This window comes from Acinetobacter sp. TG2027 (genome assembly GCF_000302435.1).
Lineage (GTDB): Bacteria > Pseudomonadota > Gammaproteobacteria > Pseudomonadales > Moraxellaceae > Acinetobacter > Acinetobacter pittii.
In genome coordinates, this window is the sequence record NZ_AMJN01000031.1 from 141316 (window position 1) to 160165 (window position 18850).

Below are 18850 nucleotides of genomic sequence, written 5' to 3' on the forward strand. Positions count from 1 at the left end.
CAGAGATTTTGCACCCTCTATATTCAATATTTTATGTGAATCTTAATGACTTTTTCTCATATATTGTCATAGCGAAAGCCAAACCACACAAAATGACAAAACCACAAGTCATTGGAATTAATGTACCGTTATATAACTGCCCAATAATAGAGGCAAGAATAAGTGACAAGACAGAGGAAGCTGCACCAATAATAGCCGATGCCATTCCAGCGACATGCCCCATTGGTTCCATTGCAATCGCGTTTAAATTACCAAATAAAGTTCCAAATAATAAAAATAAAATGCAGGCATAAAGCATAAACATCCAGAATGAAACAGCCACACCTAAAAGTTGAACTCCTAAGAAAACTAAAGAAATTAAGCACAAACCTAGAAAGCCGTAAATACAGATTGGACGCATACCAAACTTCATAACAATTTTAGAGTTTGTAAATGAAGCGACTCCCATTACACCTGCAAGCACAGCAAAATAAGCACTAAACTCTTGCCCTGTTTTCCCAAACTGCTGCATAAAAATTTGCTGAGAAGTACCTAAGTAACCAATGAATCCACCAAAGCAAAAACCTGCACATAGCAAATAGCTCATAGTGGTTTTGTTACTCACCACTTCTTTAAAACCTTCCTGAAATGCTTGTAGGCGCATAGGTAACCGATTTTCGGGAAGCAACGTCTCTTCCAAACGTAAAGCAACCCATGCCCCCACAACTGTGGCATAGACCATATATAAAACAAAGATCTCACGCCAACCAAAGAAATGGATAATGAGCTGTCCTAAACTTGGTGCAATTGCTGGGGCAACCATAAACACCATCATAATTAAAGACATGATGCGGGCCATTTGAGCCCCACTGTATTTATCTCTAACAATTGAAATAGAAGCTACGTAAGGACCTGATACGCCAACCCCTTGAATGAAACGTCCAACTAGAAACCATTCATAACTTTGTGTGGTAAAGCACAACAAACTTCCTAGAAAGTAAATAAAAATTCCTGTGAATAAAATACGTTTACGGCCAATCGCATCGGATAGAGGGCCAGCAATCAATTGACCAATCGTCATACCGGAAAAAATACCAATAATGACCCACTGTGTCTGATTATTATTTTTTAAGTCAAAAACTCGTCCGATTTCGCCCAAAGCAGGTAGGACTGCATCTATTGAAAAAGAAACAATAGACATGAGCAATGCCATCAGAAGTGCAAATTCATGGAAATGGATTTTTGATTTCATTTTTCTTCTCTGCTATTTATTAATATCGTACTACATACAAATAAGCCACCTTGCGGTGGCTTATTTCAATTTTTATATTAACCAATAAACTTACGTGCATTACGGAACATACGTAACCATGCACCATCTTCAGTCCACTCTTCTGGACTCCAAGAGTGTTGAATTGCACGGAATGTACGCTCTGGGTGCGGCATCATAATTGTTGCACGACCATCTTTAGACGTTACACCAGTAATCGCTTCAGGTGAACCATTTGGGTTCAATGGATAATGTTGAGTCGGGTTGCCGTGGCTGTCAACATAACGCAAAGCAACTTGGTTAGCTGCATTCAAGCCTGCAATATCAGCTTCACTCGCAACTGCACGACCTTCACCGTGTGCTACAGCAATCGGTAAAATCGAACCTTCCATTCCATTAAGCAATACAGAAACAGATTTTTCAACACGAACGTTTACGCTACGTGCTTCAAAGACTTCTGACATATTGCGGTGGAAACGTGGCCAGTGTTCAGCACCTGGAATAAGTGGCGCTAATTGTGACAACATTTGGCAACCATTACAGATACCTAAGCTAAACGTGTCTTCACGATGGAAGAACTGTTCAAACTGATCACGTAATTTCGCATTGAACAATACAGATTTTGCCCAGCCTCCGCCAGCACCCATTACGTCACCGTAAGAGAAACCGCCACAAGTCACTAAACCTTCAAAATCACTTAGGCTAACGCGACCAGCAAGTAAATCACTCATGTGCACGTCAACGGTATTGAAACCAACCTTATCAAAGGCTGCTGCCATCTCAATATGACCGTTTACACCTTGCTCACGCAAGATCGCCATATTAGGACGACGTGTGTTAATGAACGGTGCTTCAATAGGTTCATTCAAGTCAAATGTTGGTTTAGCAATTAAGCCTTGATGTGATTTATCTGCAATTAAAGCAAATTCTTGGTCAGCAGTTTCTACGTTATCACGTAAACGTTGGATCTGATGAGATACCTCAGACCAAGCTTGTTGCAATTCTGCACGCTCTAAAGTCAAACCGTTTACAGATAATTGATCGGTGTTGTTTACACGACCAACTACAGCAATTGCATCTTTCAAGCTAGATGCAGCAACTTCTGCTTGTAAAGCGTCCCAATCAGTTGCCTTAATTTGAAGAACTGCACCAATTTCTTCAGCAAATAAACTTGCTGGAGTTTGGTCTTCTAATGCAACACCTAAACGTGCAGCGAACATCATTTCAGCAACAGTTGCGAGTAAACCACCATCACCGATGTCATGGTAAGCTTGAATCAAGCCACGGTTGTTCCAATCTTGAATTAAAGCAAAGAACGCTTTGAAATCATCAAAACTATCAACGTCTGGAGTGATTGAACCGATTGCTTTATATACTTGCGCAAGAATCGAACCACCTAAACGGAACTGGCCTTTAGATAAATCAATACGTACAAGTACTGAATCTTCTAAATTCTTAAGTTCAGGTGTTAAAGTTTTACGAACATCTGTTACTGGAGCAAATGCAGTAATTACACCTGTCATTGGAGATGTTACAGCTTTGTCTTCACCGTTTTCGTTCCAAGTAGTACGCATTGAAAGCGAGTCTTTACCTACAGGAATCGCAATTCCTAAAGCAGGACACATTTCCATACCAATCGCTTTCACACCTTCAAACAATGCTTGGTCTTCACCTTTTTGACCAGCAGCAGCCATCCAGTTTGCAGAAAGTTTGATATCGCTAATCTGTTCAATGTTTGCACATGCAATATTAGTAATTGCTTCAGCAACTGCCAAACGAGCAGATGCTGCTGGATTTAACAATGCTACTGGCGGACGTTCACCCATCGCCATTGCTTCACCAGTGAAGCCTTGTAAGCTTGTCGTCGTTACTGCTGCATCCGCAACAGGAATCTGCCAACGACCAACCATTTGATCACGTGCAACCATACCTGTAATTGAGCGGTCACCAATGGTGATCAAGAATGATTTAGAAGCAACTGTAGGATTTTTCAATACACGGAAAATCGCATTTTTCAAATCAACTTTTGAAGCGTCAAACTCGTTACCTTTACGCTCAATTGTTTCATAAGAACGTTGCATACGCGGTGTACCACCAAGCATTACTTGCATTGGGATATCAACTGCATTGTTCTGGAACAATGGATCTTCAACAGTTAAATGACGAGCTTCAGTTGCTTCACCTAACACGGCAAATGGACAACGTTCACGAGCACAGATTGATTCGAACTGTTCTAAAGACTCTGGACGAATTGCAAGAACATAACGCTCTTGTGCTTCGTTTGACCAGATTTCCATTGGGCTCATGCCCGGTTCTAATGAAGGAATCTTACGAAGGTTAAGAACTGCACCTAACTCATGGTCATTCACAAGTTCAGGCATAGCATTTGATAGACCACCCGCACCAACGTCGTGTACAGAAACGATTGGGTTGAAGTCTTCTAAGCGCCAGCATGTATCGATCACTTCTTGACAACGGCGTTCCATTTCTGGGTTTTCACGTTGTACAGATGCGAAATCAAGGCTTTCACCCATTGTACCGCTGTCTACAGAAGATGCTGCACCACCACCAAGACCGATTAACATTGCAGGGCCACCCAATACAATGAGCAAGTCACCAGGTTGAATCGCATCTTTTTCTACATGGTCAGGACGAATGTTACCGTAACCACCAGCGATCATGATTGGTTTATGGAAGCCCTTCACTTCACCATTTACATTTTGTTCGAAAGTACGGAAATAACCATTTAATGCAGGACGGCCGAATTCGTTGTTAAATGCCGCACCACCTAATGGACCTTCAATCATGATTTGTAATGGCGATGCCATACGTGAAGGTTTACCGTAGTTTTCTTCCCACGGTTGTTCAAAACCAGGAATATTTAAGTTAGAAACTGTAAAGCCCGTTAAACCAGCTTTTGGTTTACCACCACGACCAGTTGCACCTTCATCACGGATTTCACCGCCTGAACCAGTAGCAGCACCAGCAAATGGAGAAATTGCTGTTGGGTGGTTATGAGTTTCAACCTTCATTAAAATATGAGCTGCTTGGCTCTTATATTTATAAACAAAGTGACCATTTTCATCCGCTTTTGGATAAAAACGCATCGTGTCATAACCCACAATTACAGAAGCATTATCTTTGTATGCAGATAAAACGTCAGTTGGTGATTCTTTGTAAGTGTTTTTAATCATCTGGAACAATGATAATGGTTGTTTTTCACCATCAATTGTCCATTCAGAACCGAAGATTTTATGACGACAGTGTTCAGAGTTCGCCTGTGCAAACATCATCAATTCGATATCATTTGGATTACGACCAAGCTTACCGAATGCTTCTGTTAAATAATCAATTTCTTGTTCAGAAAGCGCAAAACCGAACTCATTGTTCGCTTTAACCAAAGCTTCTTTGCCTTGGCCCAAGATATCAATTGAATTTAATAGTTTTGGAGCTGTTTCTGAAAATAATGCTTTTGCATCTTCAATTTGAGCAAAAACTGTTTCTGTCATACGGTCGTGAAGTACTTGTTTAACTTCATTCGTAATTTCAGTAACGCCTTTTAACGTGAATAAAAGACCACGTTCTAAACGGTGTACTGGCGTATTACAGTTTTTGAAAATATCAGTTGCTTTAGAAGACCAGGGTGAAATAGTACCCACACGTGGTGTAACTAAAATCTGAATCTCATCACTTGCAGATTGACGAAGTTCAAAAGACTCACCGTCATTCAATAATTGCAAAGCAGATTGATGTTGCTGCTCGTTGAGCGCTTGATCAAACAAATAGACCCATTGGCTGTCAAAAGATTGAACAGAACTAATTGACGATAAACGTGTTAATAGTTGAGCTTTCTTAAAAGAAGAATGTGCTGCTGCACCGGCCACGATAAACATGTTGATTTTGGCTCCACGGGCAGGTCTTGTGAACCTTACCGCAATGTGACTTTAGAGAGAGCGCATATTCTACTGCTTCTTGCTAAAATCAGCTAGATGTAGAATCAGTATTCTGTAACCTAATTCTGCAAGAAGTGATTTGTTTTTTGTTCAAAATCATTTTTTTAGTCATTCTTGCTAAAAATAAATTGTTGCATGTTTATTCAATAACATAATAAAACCCGAACTAAGACAAACTATGTCGCACCAAGCTAGTGCTTTTAAGTTTTTTTTGGCATGATCAGGTTTTATAGTTTTGAATAATGATAAATGGAACAAATGCGTTGGTTAGAGCTGCTGTCTGCAGTTCGTTTAGGTAGCAAAAAAAGTAGTACAGAACTGGCTCGTAGCCCATTCCATAAAGATTATGACCGCATTATATTTTCTCAAAGTTTTCGTCAGTTAAACCGTAAGACACAGGTTCACCCTTTAGCACAGCATGATGGCATTCATACCCGCTTAACACACTCCCTTGAAGTTTCCTGTATTGGTCGCTCAATGGGTATGCTTGCCGCAGAAAAAATAAAAGATGAATTACCCGTTTGGATTTCACCTGCCGATGTCGGGGCAATTATTCAGGCAGCTTGTCTGGCCCACGATATAGGTAATCCCCCTTTCGGGCATGCGGGTGAATATGCAATTCGTGAATGGTTCGATGATGCCTCACATGATGATTTTTTAAAAAAGCTAAGTCCCGAAGAAGAAGCCGATGTACGTCAGTTTGAAGGTAATGCTCAAGGATTACGTTTATTAAGTCGCATTGACTATCATCCAAATGATGGCGGTATGCGCTTAACTTATGCAACTTTAGGTGCTTATCTAAAATATCCATGGCTTTCAAAAACAATTGCTTCGCAGGGTGACCGCCCTTCCCATCAAAGAGCAAAGTTTGGTTGTTATCAGTCTGAAAAAGAAATTTTAAAACAGATTGCTGAACAGCTCGGGCTGATTCAACTCGGTGAATATCATTATTGCCGTCATCCACTCACCTACCTGCTAGAAGCTGCTGATGACATTTGTTATGCATTAATTGATTTAGAAGATGGCATTGTCTTGAATATGCTGAGTTACCAAGAAGTTGAACCTATTTTCTTAAATCTTATTGCCGACTATGGTCAACCTGAAGAGTTGTCTCATCCAAACAGTACATGGCAACAAAAAATCTCAGCATTACGCGGCCGCGTTATGAAACGTCTTGTTGATGAAGTCACTACGGCTTTTGCCAAAAATCACTACGAAATCATTACAGGTCAGCTTAAAGGAAATCTTTTGCAATATTGTTCGCCAGATATTGCAATTGGTATCGAAACTGCCAAGAATCTGGCACGTGATAAAATTTTTGAGCACCCACAAAAGTCGGGTTTAGAAATTATTGCTCATCAAAGTTTGCAAACGATTTTGGATGCATTTGTACCGCTCACAACACCGCATAAATCTTTAAGCTTTAAAGAACAACGTTTAATGTCTATCCTTAATCTATATGGTGCTAACTTTAGCAATAATCACTACAGCAATATCATGCAAGTCCTCGATATTATCAGTAAGTTCTCAGATCATCAGGCTTATAGCTTGGCGCAAGAGCTACAAGGCAATAAAATAGGTTTGTTTTAAGCTGGCTTGATATAGAAAGAAATAAAACTAGTGTCGTTTTCAATTCATTTTAGAACGACCAGATTTACAGTTATGAATAAGTGAAATTACGCTATGATCGGATGTTTAATTGGCGAAGTGTTTGCCCTAGAAGCCCCTACTGTCTTACTAAATGTAAACGGTGTGGGTTATGAAATTGATACGCCACTTTCAACATTTTGCCAATTACAAAAAGGCCAGAAAGTTACGTTATGGACGCATTTGGTTGTTCGTGAAGATGCTCAACAACTCTACGGTTTTAGTGATGCTCAAGAGAAAACAATTTTCCGCACCTTATTAAAAGTAAACGGTGTCGGTCCGAAAATGGCATTGGGTATTTTATCGACGCTAAGTGTTGAGTTATTGGTTCACACCATTGAACATGATGATATTAATACGCTGGTCAAAGTTCCAGGGGTTGGCAAAAAAACAGCTGAACGTTTAATGATTGAACTCCGTGACCGTTTCAAAACATTGGCTCAAGGCACTTCAACTGTGGCGACCATGCCTCAAATTCAATTTGCTGCAAACTCTCCTGTTGCAGAAGCAGAAGCTGCTTTGCAATCTTTAGGTTATAAGCCACTTGAAGCACAAAAAGCTGTTGCTGCGGTTAAAGCCGATTACACAGAATCAGCCGATATTATTCGCGCTGCTCTCAAATCCATGATGAAGTAAAACACTTATGCAAGACCGTCTAATCAGTGGAACAGAAAAACCTGAAGATCATTTTGATCGGGCTATTCGACCAACTTCTCTTGCCGACTATATTGGGCAACCAGTCGTACGCGAGCAAATGGAAATTTTCATTGGCGCTGCTCGTGGTCGTGGTGAAGCTCTCGACCACACACTGATTTTTGGTCCGCCCGGCTTAGGTAAAACCACACTAGCTAATATTATTGCACGTGAAATGGGTGGCAACCTCAAATCGACTTCAGGGCCTGTCTTGGAACGTGCAGGCGATTTAGCGGCAATGCTGACTAATCTTGAAGAAGGCGATGTTTTATTTATTGATGAGATTCATCGTCTTTCACCAGTGATTGAAGAAATCCTCTATCCAGCAATGGAAGATTACCAACTCGACATCATGATTGGTGAAGGCCCTGCTGCTCGTTCAATTAAACTCGATTTACCCCCTTTTACACTCGTCGCTGCCACCACACGTGCGGGCTTACTGACCTCACCACTACGTGACCGCTTCGGTATTGTGCAACGTCTTGAGTTTTACTCTGTAGAAGACTTGACTCACATTGTGTCACGCTCTGCAAACCTAATGGATGTACCCATTACAGTTGAAGGCGCAGAAGAAGTAGCACGCCGATCACGCGGAACACCTCGTATCGCCAACCGTTTATTACGACGTGTTCGTGACTATGCCCAAGTGAAAGGCACAGGCGAAGTGACCCATGAAATGGCACAGCGTGCGCTTGATATGCTCAATGTTGATAAAGCTGGCCTAGATACCCTAGACCGACGTTATTTGAGCATGCTACTCGAACGTTTTGATGGTGGCCCTGCTGGAGTTGAAGCGCTTGCAGCAGCGATGGCTGAAGACAGCGGTACGCTTGAAGACGTGATTGAACCTTATTTAATTCAACAAGGTTATGTCATGCGTACTGCAAGAGGTCGGATTGCAACTAACCAATCTTATTTACAGTTTGGAATGACACCGCCTGAGCCTAAAAACTAATCAAAGGAAGAGAATTTTCTCTTCCTTTTTTAATTTAATCTCTCTATCCAATTAAAATAATAATTGTCTTATCAATAAATTAGCCACTCTATACCTTTTAAGTCTTTCTTTATACCTTATTGATTTTTTAATATTTTAAAAAACTGAATTATAAGAAATCTAGATGCAAATCTTATGAACAATAATATTTTTAGGATAAGGATATGTACAAAAAAGCCGCTTTGATTTTTCCACTCGCTTTAATGAGCCAGCTGAGCCTAGCAGATTGGGTAAAAGATGCTGCACAACAAAATGAAAATCAGGTAATTCAATTAAGACAACATATTCATGAGCATCCTGAACTTGGCAATATGGAATTTAAAACATCTGCACTAGTTCAAAAAGAATTAAAGTCCTATGGCATTCAAGTCAAAACAGGTTATGCGAAAACAGGTGTTATTGGCATTTTAAAAGGGAATAAACCCGGCCCTATTATTGCACTTAGAGCCGATATGGATGCACTACCTATGGAAGAAAAAAGTGGTGTTCCCTTTGCGAGTAAACAAAAAGCAATTTATCAAGGTAAAGAAACTTATGTGATGCATGCCTGTGGACATGATGCACACACAGCAATGTTATTAGGTGCAGCAAAAATTCTGGCTGCGAATAAAGATAAAATATCGGGTACGGTTGTCTTTGTTTTTCAACCCGCTGAAGAAGGTGGAGCAGATATAGACAACTTTACGCAGGGTGATCAAATAGGTTCAAGAAAAATGATCACAGATGGCGCATTTAGAGATTATAAACCCGAGGCTATTTTTGGAATGCATGTCATATCTGGTATGCAAAGTGGGCACCTTTATTATAAAGATGGTGCCATTTTAAATAGTGCAGATCACTTGCGTATTCAGGTCAACGGCAAGCAGGTTCACGGCTCAACCCCTTGGTTAGGTAGAGATCCGATTTATGCATCGGCACAAATGATTAATAATTTACAGAGCCTTATTAGTCGAAGAACTGATCTCACCCAAGGCATGGGCGTTGTCAGCATCGGTAACATTCAAGGGGGTACGGCAGGAAATGTGATTCCTGAACAGGTCAATATGATCGGTACTATTCGTTCTAATAACGAACAGATACGGGCAAATATCTTAAAAAGTTTACCTGCCATGATAGAGCATAACGCTCAAGCCAATGACGTGACCGCCAAAGTTGAAATTGCTCCTTACGCTCCAGTAACCATGAACGACAAAGCGCTCACTCAATTTATTCAGCCAACCCTGGCCAAAGTTGTTGGCGATTCAAAACTCCATGTTTTAGATCATAATGCAAGCGCAAGTGAAGATTTTGCCTATTATGGCAAGTTAATGCCGTCATTCTTTGTTTTCTTGGGTGCAACACCAGAAAATCAAGACTTAACTCAGGCGGCACCAAATCATAGCCCTTATTTTATTGTAGATAACAAGGCTTTAAAAACTGGGACCGAGCTACATGTAAGATTCGTATTAGATTATCCGAATATATCAAAACAAGTTCAAACTTCATGGAAGCCTTCTTAACTTAAAAAGCTTGCTAGCCATAAGATATAGCGTTTTTAGATTAGAAATACAGCAACCGCAATTGAAAGGTTGTGCCATAGGACTTAGTATGCAATCTGCTAAACTGCCCCGTATTTAAAAGCAGATGTATGGCTGTTGAATAGAGCTGATGTTTTATTCAAAGCCATATTTTAAATATAAAGCTCTATAGTGAACTAAAACGGAATACTCTCATGGCGAATCATTTTGAATTCAACATTCGTGTTTATATTGAAGATACGGACGCAGGTGGTATTGTTTACCATGCCAACCATATTCGCTATATGGAACGTACCCGTACTGAATGGCTCCGTGCTTCTGGCGTTGATCATTACTGGCATCAAAAAGACTACAACTTTGTCGTACACAAAATTGACGTAAAATACATGCGTCCTATTTTAATGGATGATTTAATTACTGTTACAGCACGTGTAGTTTCATGTAAAGCTGCGTCATTTGTGTTGCAACAAAATATTTATCGTGGTGAAATCTTGCTTGCTTCTGGCGAGGTTGAGTTGGCATGTTTAAGTAAAGAACTTGTAGCTCGTCGTCTTCCAGAAGAAATACGTGATCTTATTCGTAAAGAATTGGAACAAGACTAAAAAAACAACCGGCATATGTAACCTATGGCAACAAACATTGAATCAACCCTGCATATTTCTGACCTTATTTTACAAGCAAGTCCAGTCGTTCAGTTGGTCATGCTAATTTTATTGTTAGCATCAATCTTTAGTTGGTATCTGATTGCCAAGTTACATATGAGTTATAAAAAAGCACATCAAGACGATGAACATTTCCAAAAAATGTTCTGGTCTGGTGCCGAACTCAATACGCTTTATAACAATGCTCAACTCAACTCAAAGCGCTCTGGGCTTGAAGATATTTTTTATCAAGGGTTGAGCGAATTTTTTAAACTTAAAAAGCGTCAGGCTCCTGTTTCACAAACAATTGAAGGCACTGAACGTATTTTGCGTGTAGGTTTGAGTCGTGATCAGAGCCATTTAGAATACGGCTTAGGTACTTTAGCAAGTATCGGTTCTGTAGCACCGTACATCGGTCTATTCGGTACTGTTTGGGGTATTATGAATGCCTTTATCGGTTTAGCTGCGGTTGATCAGGTAACTCTAGCAACTGTTGCACCAGGTATTGCCGAAGCACTTATTGCAACTGCAATTGGTTTGTTTGCCGCAATTCCTGCTGTATTAGCTTTTAACCATTTCACTGCTAAAAGTGAAAGTGTTTATTCTGATCGCGCTTTATTTGCTGAAGAGATGATTGCTTTATTGCAACGTCAATCTGTGGGTTCATCACAGGAAGATGCATAATGGCAATTCAGCGTTCAGGGCGCTTTGAGCGCATAAAAAAACCATTAAAAAGTGATATGAACGTCGTACCTTATATTGACGTTATGCTCGTGCTTTTGGTTATTTTTATGGTAACTGCCCCTATGATTACCAGTGGTATCAAGGTCGATTTACCTCAAGCAAATAACCATCCAATCGAATCAAAAGATATGCCAGCCATGGTAACAATTGGCAAAGATGGCAATATTTATCTCCAGTATGAAAATTACAAAGATAATGAACCATTATCTCGTGAAAAACTTGAAGAAGTTTTAAGCGATGCTCAAAAACAAGCTGAACAAGAAAACAAACAACTCACAGTTTTAGTCAATGGTGATAAGTCTCGTCCTTATGGTGAAGTCGTATCATTGATGGCGAGTTTACAAGAAGCAGGTTTAACTCAAGTTGGCCTTCTGACAGAGCCTTTAAAATAAGCTATGAACAAAAATCAAAAGCCGCCCTTTAAACAAAATGCGATTGCATTGAGCTTTACACTCGGAGTTCATGCAATTGCCATTGTTGGCTTGCTTTTTTTAGGCTTGAGTAAACCACCTGAACAGCCAAAAAAGCTAACAACTATTTTAGTTAAGCCAGAAGATTTGCCTCCTCCTTTAGCAAAAGAAGTTGAACAAGAGACTACAGCTACCAATGAAGCAAAAGAGGTATTAGCCCCTGTTGTGGATGAAACGCTTCCTCAAAATCTTCCGACTACGCCTCCTCCTCCAACAGCTCAACAACTTGCTGCCCAACAGCAAAAGGCCGAACAGGCACAACAAGCTAAGTTAGCTGAGCAAAAACGTAAAGCTGAAGAAGCTGCAAAAATGAAACAAGCAGCGGAACAGCAACGTAAAGAGGAAATACAAAAACAGCAGGCTGAAGCTAAAGCAAAATCAGAAGCCGAACAAAAGCGCAAGGCCGAACAAACGGCAAAAGCTCAAGCAGATGCCAAAGCTAAGCAAGAGCAAAGTGAAGCTCGTAAAGCTGCTGAAGACGCTAAACGTAAAGCTGAGGCTGATGCAAAATTAAAACGTGAAGCTCAAAAGGCCGAAAATGCTAAGCTTCAAGCACAACAAGAAGCTAAGCGAAAAGCTGAAGCAGATGCTAAAGCCAAGCAACAAAAAGCTGCCGATGACGCTAAACGCAAAGCTGAAGCTGCTGCTAAAGCCAAACAGCAAAAAGCTGCAGATGAGGCTAAACGTAAAGCTGAAGCAGATGCTAAAGCCAAGCAGCAAAAAGCTGCAGACGACGCTAAACGCAAAGCTGAAGCTAAGCAACAAAAAGCTGCTGACGAAGCTAAACGTAAAGCTGAGGCCGATGCGAAAGCCAAACAGCAAAAGGCTGCTGACGATGCTAAACGCAAAGCTGAGGCTGACGCTAAAGCCAAGCAAAAAGCTGCTGACGATGCTAAGCGTAAAGCTGAAGCAGAGGCCGAAGCCAAAGCTGCATCTGCTCAAAAAGCACAAGAAGAAGCAGCTCAAAAGAAAGCTGAAGCTAAAAAAGTTGCTTCTTCAGCTAGACGCGATTTTGAACAAAAAATTCGACGCTCTTGGGACGTTCCAACTGGCAGTAGTGGTAAAACAGTTGGTGTTCGCTTCACTCTCTCCGATTCGGGAAGCGTTAACTCTATTGTGATCACACGTTCAAGTGGTGATGATGCCTTAGACGCAAGTATTAAAGCTGCAATTCAAGCCGCAGCGCCCTATCCTATGCCATCAGATCCAGATGCAAGACGTGAAGCAAGAAGTGTTAGCTCTACATTTAGAGCGCAATAATTTTGAAAGAGTTACATGCTTTAAATAGTTTAAGGCATGTAACTATGCTACAAAATCAACAGTCACAAAAATACCTGCTATGACTTTAAACTTATGAATACGAGCCGCAAACACCTGCTATCTTTAGCACTGATCACTGCCTTAAGCCCTATTGCTTCTACCACTGCTTTTGCCCAGTTATATCTGGAAATTGCCAAAGCACCAGATCAGGCACCCAAAATTGCTATTGTCCCGTTTACCAACGACAATGGGCTCTATCCTATTGTTGAAACAGACTTAAACCGTTCTGGGCGCTTTACAAGCTCATCTAAAAATTTACCTGCCAATGCTGCAATTAATCAGATTCAAGCTTCTGACTGGCAAGCCGCGGGTATTCCATATGTAGTTACGGGTCAAATTAAACAAACAGCGACAGGTTTTGAAGTTCACTACCAACTTTATGATGTACAAAAGCAACAATACATTTTAAATGAACTTTTAAATGTACCAGCTGCTCGCATACGTCAGGCTGGTCATATGGTAAGTGATGCTATTTATCAAGCACTTACTGGTATTCCAGGTGACTTTAGTGGCCGTATTGCATATGTACTAAGAAACCCTGCAACACCTGCTGAGCGTTATACATTACAAATTGCAGATACGGATGGTGAACAACCAAAGACTGTTTTATCGTCTCGTGATCCAATTCTTTCTCCGGCATGGACACCAGATGCTAAAAAAATTGCTTATGTTTCTTTTGAAACTAAACGTCCAGCAATTTATTTACAGGATTTATCAACTGGAACACGTGAAGTTCTTACTAGTTTCAGAGGCCTAAACGGCGCACCAAGTTTCTCACCAGATGGCCAATCAATGCTGTTTACAGCATCTATGAATGGCAACCCTGAAATTTATCAAATGGATTTATCAACTCGCCAAGTCAAACGCATGACAAATGACTCGGCAATTGATACCGAAGCACGTTATACACCAGATGGAAAATCCTTTATTTTCACTTCTGACCGTGGTGGCTCTGCCCAAATTTATCGTTACACCTTTGCTGATGGCTCAGTAAAGCGTTTAACATTTAAAGGGTCATTTAATGCACGTGGAACTCTGAGTGCAGATGGCAAAAAGATTGCACTTGTTCATCGCCCAAGTGGCAGCAGTTATAAAGTTGCAATTCAAGACATTAATACTGGCATCACCAATATTCTTACCCCAACTAGTTTAGATGAATCACCAAGTTTCTCACCAAATGGGCAAATGGTGGTCTACGCAACTCGTGAAGGCAACCGTGGCTTGTTGTCTATTATGTCTACTGATGGACGTTTTCGTATGAATTTGCCAAGCGAACAAGGTGAAGTACGTGAACCAGCCTGGGCACCAAAATAACTTTTAATTCCATTGACGGAGATGATCATGAAATCAATCAAGTATTTAGCTCTACCCTTTCTTAGCGTAGCACTCGTAATGACAGGCTGTGCTAGCCGTAAACCTGCAGCGACGACCACGACTGGTACAAATCCAAGCACGGTAAACACTTCTGGTTTAAGTGAAGATGCTGCATTAAATGCTCAAAATTTGGCAGGTGCTTCATCTAAAGGTGTAACTGAAGCAAATAAAGCGGCTTTGGCTAAACGCGTTGTTCACTTTGATTATGACAGCAGCGATTTATCTACTGAAGACTACCAAACACTTCAAGCTCATGCTCAGTTCCTTATCGCAAATGCAAATTCAAAAGTTGCATTAACAGGCCATACAGATGAACGTGGTACACGTGAATACAACATGGCTTTAGGTGAGCGTCGTGCTAAAGCTGTACAAAGCTATTTAATTACCAATGGTGTAAACCCGCAGCAACTTGAAGCTGTAAGTTATGGTAAAGAAGCTCCTGTCAATGCGGGACATGATGAATCAGCGTGGAAAGAAAATCGCCGCGTTGAGATTAATTACGAAGCAGTCCCTCCTTTATTAAAATAAGGGATATGCATAAAAAAACGCTCATAATAATATGAGCGTTTTTTTATTACTTAAGAAGATTTCTTTTCTTCTTCAGGATGTTGCATGGACTCAATCAAATCATGCTTATTAAAATCTTTATATTCAGGTTTTGCCTCATAATCTTTCCAAGCTTCCTGAACATTTTCTTTCGAAATTTCATCTAGATTGATTGGTTCACCTGCCGTGGGGGTCGCATCAAACTTCTTTGTTGTCATTTCGATTCTCCTAAAAATATACAATCCTTTGTAATGCAATCAACATACCATTTTAATTGGGGCTTGTAAGCATAAATCCAACACAAATAAAGTAAGATAATTTTTATTTTGTGACATTCTCATCTAGAATATGCCACGTATTTATCTGACTCATTTTGATGCTTGAAGCACAGGAGCGTTTTTTTATGTCCAACCTCACTTTGTCCCAATTTTTACAACAACAAAAAGGGAATCTAACACCTGAGTTGGCTCAAGTCATCGATACTATTGCCACGACCTGTAAAACAATCGACCAAGCATTACAAAAAGGTGCTCTGGCTGGTATTTTAGGTAGTGCTGGCAATGAAAATGTTCAGGGTGAAACACAGAAAAAACTTGATGTGATTTCGAATGACTACTTAATTGATGCTTTAAAAGTACACCCGCACGTAGGCGGTCTCGCTTCTGAAGAGCTTGATGAGTTCACACCTGCACAAGAAAATGGTAAATACCTCGTTTTATTTGATCCATTAGACGGCTCAAGCAATATTGATATCAATATGTGTGTAGGTACGATTTTCTCTATTTTGCCTGCAAAAAATGCAGTAACACAAGCAAACGATTTCATGCAAGCTGGTACACAGCAAGTTGCTGCTGGTTATGTACTTTATGGCCCATCAACTATGATGGCTTTAACTGTAGGAAATGGCGTAGCATTCTTTACTTTAGATCCAGAAACTCAAACCTTCTTGCTTACTAATGAGAATGTACAAGTTCCAGCAGACACTCAAGAATTCGCTATTAATGCATCTAACCAGCGTCATTGGGAACAACCAGTAAAACAATATATTGATGAATTACTCGCAGGCAAGACATCTGTTCGTGAAAAAGATTTCAATATGCGCTGGGTAGCATGTATGGTGGGTGATATTCACCGTATTTTATGTCGTAGTGGTATTTTCCTTTACCCATACGACTTAAAAGATCCGAAAAAAGCAGGTCGTTTACGTTTAATGTATGAAGCGAACCCAATGAGTATGCTCATTGAACAAGCAGGTGGTGCATCAACTACTGGCCGTGTACGCATTCTAGAGATTGAACCTACAGAACTTCACCAACGTGTACCTGTGATTATCGGTTCTAAAAATGAAGTTGAACGCGTAACAAGCTACCACTAATAATTTTAATTACTTAGGGCATCATAGTATGATGGTGCCCTTTTGTTGGATATTTTCTTATGGCGGTTATTTTTTTAGAATCAAAAGACAATGCAAAAATTAAACATTTGCGTGGATTAATCGAACTCAGTAACGCCCGAAAAAAGCACCAACAAACCGTTCTTGAAGGCACACATCTTTGTTTGGCGTGGTTACAACAGCAAAAGAAGATTTTTTCTTTATTCACGACAGAACAAGCATTAGAACACGAAGATTTAAAGAAAATAACAGAGCTACATCAAGGCCATATTTTTGTTATTAGTGAAGTTTTATATAGAGATTTGAGCACATTAGGTACAAGCTTACCTTGTTTAGCGATTATTGATTTACCTAAAACTGCATCAACTATCGACTACAATGTAGACACCTTAATTCTAGAAAATATTCAAGATCCGGGTAATGTAGGTACTTTGCTACGTTCAGCAGCAGCAGCAAATATTAAACAAATCATTTGCACACAAGGCTCTGCATCACTTTGGTCACCACGAGTTTTAAGAGCAGGCATGGGCGCTCATTTTAGCTTACATTGTTTTGAAAACTTTCAGCTGACAGATATCCTTCCAAAATTCCAAATTCCAGTTTTTGTTACTAGCTCTCATCGCTCAACTAGTCTTTACTCAAAAGACCTTTCTAAACCGTGTGTGTGGATTTTAGGAAATGAAGGACAAGGTGCTAGTGATTATGCATTAGATCACGCACAATCAGTGACTATTCCTCAACCAGGTGGACAAGAGTCATTAAACGTGGCAATTGCAGGATCTATTTGTTTTTTTGAGATGGTTCGCCAGCGCCAATAAAACGTTAATTTATTTTACATCGCACATATTTGTGAAAAAAATCAATTACACTAGTAAAAAATAACCGATTGTTGTCAACCTCCCACCTCTTTTCAACGTTATATAAGAGATATATTGAAGATAAGGTGGGTATGTCCAATGACAGGATTTTCCATCTCCATGGATTTAGCACCGAAAAAGTCTCGATCGGAAACATCTAGTGCTCATGCCAGCACGGCTGAGCAACGCCTGAAAGTTTTTATGCAAGATGTTACTGGTCGTGCTTTGGTGATGATGGAGAGTGCTACCCAAGGTCAACAAGGTATTGCGATGGATTTGGTACAAGAAGCATTTATTGCTTTGCACAAATCTTACGCCGATAAAAGTACTGAAGAATGGTATCCCCTGTTTTACACTATTTTGAATAACAAACTTCAGGATTGGCGCCGCAAAGAAGCTCGTAGAGCAAACCCATTTTCATTCTTCAAAAAAGTTAGTCTGGATAATGACGACGACGAAGTTATCGATGTAGTTGATGAAAAAGCTATTAATCCTGCAGATTTTCTCGATCAAGCGGTAACGATAGAGGAGATTCGGGAAGCAATTGAAAAACTACCTGTTCGTCAACAACAGGCATTTATGTTACGTGCGTGGGAAGGGTTTGACACCCATACAACAGCTCAGATCATGAACTGTACCGAAGGTAGTGTGAAAACCCATTATCACCGAGCAATTCAGGGACTTAGAGAATACTTGGCACATTTAAATCCCTTGGGAGGTTCTGATGAATCATGATGATTTCACTAAAAAGGTGACATCCAAACTTGATAGTTTGGCAGATCACCATAAAAATAAAACAGTGGTCATGAATCATGTGCTTGACCATATTCAACAAAAACCAGCCTCTTATTATAGTGTCTGGAAAATGACTGGTTTCGCACTTGCCGCAGCAATTACAGGTTTTGTGATTCTGCCTAACTCAGTCGAAATTGTGGATAAGCCACAAAATCAAGTGATCGTAAATCCTAAATTATCTCCACAAATGGTGGAAGATTTAGAGATGTTAATGGTGTTGGGTGAGGATAAAGTACAACATGGCAGCTAAAAAATTAGCGCTTATCCTGTGTTCATTAAGTTTCTTGCAGACAAGTTTTGCAGGTTTTGAACGCTTTTGGATTTTTTCTAAAGATGCCAATGCACAAGTCGATGACACATGGGATGCCCTTTCCGAAGAAGAGCAACGTGCAGTCATTAAACGTTACCAGAGTTTAAAAGAGCTACCAGCGAATCAAAGCACCAACTTACAGCAACGTATGGACTGGTTTACTCAACTTCCTGAAGCTGAAAAACAAAAAATGCGTGAAGCATGGCAAAAAATGAGTACGCAAGAGCGTAAAGACTTACGTGAGCGGATGCTTAAAGCGAGTGGTGAAGAAAGAACAGCAATTCGTGAAGAATACATGAACAAGTATTTAGAACACTAAGTTCTTATCTGGCTATCAAAGATAAGAC

The 18850-nt window shown here is 40.2% G+C and carries 18 protein-coding genes; 15 read left to right on the forward strand and 3 right to left on the reverse strand.

Annotated features, from left to right (window positions below):
* Nucleotides 1-31: 31 nt before the first annotated feature.
* Together B806_RS0106970 and purL are read right to left on the reverse strand one after the other, a co-directional pair.
* Entirely contained in the window at nt 32-1231 is a 1200-nt protein-coding gene (locus tag B806_RS0106970; protein WP_017402790.1) for a multidrug effflux MFS transporter, read from the reverse strand.
* 77 nt (nt 1232-1308) lie between these two features.
* Nucleotides 1309-5142 (reverse strand): phosphoribosylformylglycinamidine synthase, encoded by a 3834-nt coding sequence (purL, locus tag B806_RS0106975; RefSeq protein ID WP_017402791.1) that lies wholly within the window; start codon nt 5140-5142, stop codon nt 1309-1311.
* Nucleotides 5143-5451: 309 nt separating this feature from the next.
* Between purL and B806_RS0106980 the strand changes: the two genes are divergently transcribed.
* The 10 genes from B806_RS0106980 to pal all read left to right on the forward strand — a co-directional run bounded on the left by B806_RS0106980 (nt 5452) and on the right by pal (nt 15130).
* Entirely contained in the window at nt 5452-6792 is a 1341-nt protein-coding gene (locus tag B806_RS0106980) for a deoxyguanosinetriphosphate triphosphohydrolase (RefSeq protein ID WP_005067780.1), read from the forward strand.
* 93 nt (nt 6793-6885) lie between these two features.
* Nucleotides 6886-7485, forward strand: a complete 600-nt coding sequence (gene ruvA, locus B806_RS0106985) for a Holliday junction branch migration protein RuvA (RefSeq protein WP_002118762.1) — start codon at nt 6886-6888, stop codon at nt 7483-7485.
* Between the two features lie 7 nt (nt 7486-7492).
* The gene (ruvB, locus tag B806_RS0106990; protein ID WP_002052424.1) at nt 7493-8497 is read left to right on the forward strand and encodes a Holliday junction branch migration DNA helicase RuvB; all 1005 of its coding nucleotides are present in this window, start codon (nt 7493-7495) and stop codon (nt 8495-8497) included.
* A gap of 203 nt (nt 8498-8700) precedes the next feature.
* Entirely contained in the window at nt 8701-10035 is a 1335-nt protein-coding gene (locus B806_RS0106995) for a M20 family metallopeptidase (RefSeq protein ID WP_017385824.1), read from the forward strand.
* A gap of 212 nt (nt 10036-10247) precedes the next feature.
* A complete protein-coding gene (gene ybgC / locus B806_RS0107000) occupies nt 10248-10655 on the forward strand; it encodes a tol-pal system-associated acyl-CoA thioesterase (RefSeq protein WP_004699892.1) in 408 nt (135 codons plus the stop codon).
* 24 nt (nt 10656-10679) lie between these two features.
* A complete protein-coding gene (gene tolQ / locus B806_RS0107005) occupies nt 10680-11378 on the forward strand; it encodes a protein TolQ (RefSeq protein ID WP_016140259.1) in 699 nt (232 codons plus the stop codon).
* Nucleotides 11378-11830, forward strand: coding sequence for a protein TolR (gene tolR / locus B806_RS0107010; protein ID WP_017385823.1), 453 nt, complete (start codon nt 11378-11380; stop codon nt 11828-11830). Before tolQ ends, tolR begins: the two co-directional genes overlap by 1 nt.
* 3 nt (nt 11831-11833) lie before the next feature.
* Nucleotides 11834-13168 carry a cell envelope integrity protein TolA gene (tolA, locus tag B806_RS0107015; RefSeq protein ID WP_017385822.1) on the forward strand — a complete coding sequence of 445 codons (1335 nt, stop codon included), beginning with the start codon at nt 11834-11836 and terminating at the stop codon, nt 13166-13168.
* 93 nt (nt 13169-13261) lie between these two features.
* Nucleotides 13262-14542, forward strand: coding sequence for a Tol-Pal system beta propeller repeat protein TolB (gene tolB, locus B806_RS0107020; protein WP_002118491.1), 1281 nt, complete (start codon nt 13262-13264; stop codon nt 14540-14542).
* Nucleotides 14543-14569: 27 nt separating this feature from the next.
* On the forward strand, nt 14570-15130 hold the full coding sequence (pal, locus tag B806_RS0107025; RefSeq protein WP_002118513.1) for a peptidoglycan-associated lipoprotein Pal: 561 nt from the start codon (nt 14570-14572) through the stop codon (nt 15128-15130).
* A gap of 50 nt (nt 15131-15180) precedes the next feature.
* On the opposite strand, the gene B806_RS0107030 is transcribed toward pal, so the two are convergent.
* The gene (locus tag B806_RS0107030) at nt 15181-15366 is read right to left on the reverse strand and encodes an NF038105 family protein (RefSeq protein ID WP_002118730.1); all 186 of its coding nucleotides are present in this window, start codon (nt 15364-15366) and stop codon (nt 15181-15183) included.
* 185 nt (nt 15367-15551) lie between these two features.
* On the opposite strand from B806_RS0107030, the gene B806_RS0107035 reads away from it, so the two are divergent.
* From B806_RS0107035 to B806_RS0107055, 5 genes are all read left to right on the forward strand, one after another.
* Nucleotides 15552-16523, forward strand: coding sequence for a class 1 fructose-bisphosphatase (locus B806_RS0107035; protein ID WP_002118934.1), 972 nt, complete (start codon nt 15552-15554; stop codon nt 16521-16523).
* Nucleotides 16524-16582: 59 nt separating this feature from the next.
* Complete coding sequence (locus B806_RS0107040; RefSeq protein WP_002118372.1) at nt 16583-17359, forward strand: RNA methyltransferase; 777 nt, start codon at nt 16583-16585, stop codon at nt 17357-17359.
* Nucleotides 17360-17518: 159 nt separating this feature from the next.
* Nucleotides 17519-18133, forward strand: coding sequence for an RNA polymerase sigma factor (locus tag B806_RS0107045; RefSeq protein ID WP_002118814.1), 615 nt, complete (start codon nt 17519-17521; stop codon nt 18131-18133).
* The gene (locus B806_RS0107050; RefSeq protein ID WP_002118556.1) at nt 18123-18443 is read left to right on the forward strand and encodes a hypothetical protein; all 321 of its coding nucleotides are present in this window, start codon (nt 18123-18125) and stop codon (nt 18441-18443) included. Before B806_RS0107045 ends, B806_RS0107050 begins: the two co-directional genes overlap by 11 nt.
* Nucleotides 18433-18822 carry a DUF3106 domain-containing protein gene (locus B806_RS0107055; RefSeq protein WP_017385821.1) on the forward strand — a complete coding sequence of 130 codons (390 nt, stop codon included), beginning with the start codon at nt 18433-18435 and terminating at the stop codon, nt 18820-18822. The genes B806_RS0107050 and B806_RS0107055 overlap by 11 nt, the downstream gene beginning before the upstream one ends.
* Nucleotides 18823-18850 lie beyond the last annotated feature (28 nt).

Coding starts and splice junctions, on each gene's coding strand:
- B806_RS0106970 (WP_017402790.1), bottom strand. CDS start 1,231: ATGAAATCAAAAATCCATTTCCATGAATTTGCACTTCTGATGGCATTG.
- purL (WP_017402791.1), bottom strand. CDS start 5,142: ATGTTTATCGTGGCCGGTGCAGCAGCACATTCTTCTTTTAAGAAAGCT.
- B806_RS0106980 (WP_005067780.1), top strand. CDS start 5,452: ATGGAACAAATGCGTTGGTTAGAGCTGCTGTCTGCAGTTCGTTTAGGT.
- ruvA (WP_002118762.1), top strand. CDS start 6,886: ATGATCGGATGTTTAATTGGCGAAGTGTTTGCCCTAGAAGCCCCTACT.
- ruvB (WP_002052424.1), top strand. CDS start 7,493: ATGCAAGACCGTCTAATCAGTGGAACAGAAAAACCTGAAGATCATTTT.
- B806_RS0106995 (WP_017385824.1), top strand. CDS start 8,701: ATGTACAAAAAAGCCGCTTTGATTTTTCCACTCGCTTTAATGAGCCAG.
- ybgC (WP_004699892.1), top strand. CDS start 10,248: ATGGCGAATCATTTTGAATTCAACATTCGTGTTTATATTGAAGATACG.
- tolQ (WP_016140259.1), top strand. CDS start 10,680: ATGGCAACAAACATTGAATCAACCCTGCATATTTCTGACCTTATTTTA.
- tolR (WP_017385823.1), top strand. CDS start 11,378: ATGGCAATTCAGCGTTCAGGGCGCTTTGAGCGCATAAAAAAACCATTA.
- tolA (WP_017385822.1), top strand. CDS start 11,834: ATGAACAAAAATCAAAAGCCGCCCTTTAAACAAAATGCGATTGCATTG.
- tolB (WP_002118491.1), top strand. CDS start 13,262: ATGAATACGAGCCGCAAACACCTGCTATCTTTAGCACTGATCACTGCC.
- pal (WP_002118513.1), top strand. CDS start 14,570: ATGAAATCAATCAAGTATTTAGCTCTACCCTTTCTTAGCGTAGCACTC.
- B806_RS0107030 (WP_002118730.1), bottom strand. CDS start 15,366: ATGACAACAAAGAAGTTTGATGCGACCCCCACGGCAGGTGAACCAATC.
- B806_RS0107035 (WP_002118934.1), top strand. CDS start 15,552: ATGTCCAACCTCACTTTGTCCCAATTTTTACAACAACAAAAAGGGAAT.
- B806_RS0107040 (WP_002118372.1), top strand. CDS start 16,583: ATGGCGGTTATTTTTTTAGAATCAAAAGACAATGCAAAAATTAAACAT.
- B806_RS0107045 (WP_002118814.1), top strand. CDS start 17,519: ATGGATTTAGCACCGAAAAAGTCTCGATCGGAAACATCTAGTGCTCAT.
- B806_RS0107050 (WP_002118556.1), top strand. CDS start 18,123: ATGAATCATGATGATTTCACTAAAAAGGTGACATCCAAACTTGATAGT.
- B806_RS0107055 (WP_017385821.1), top strand. CDS start 18,433: ATGGCAGCTAAAAAATTAGCGCTTATCCTGTGTTCATTAAGTTTCTTG.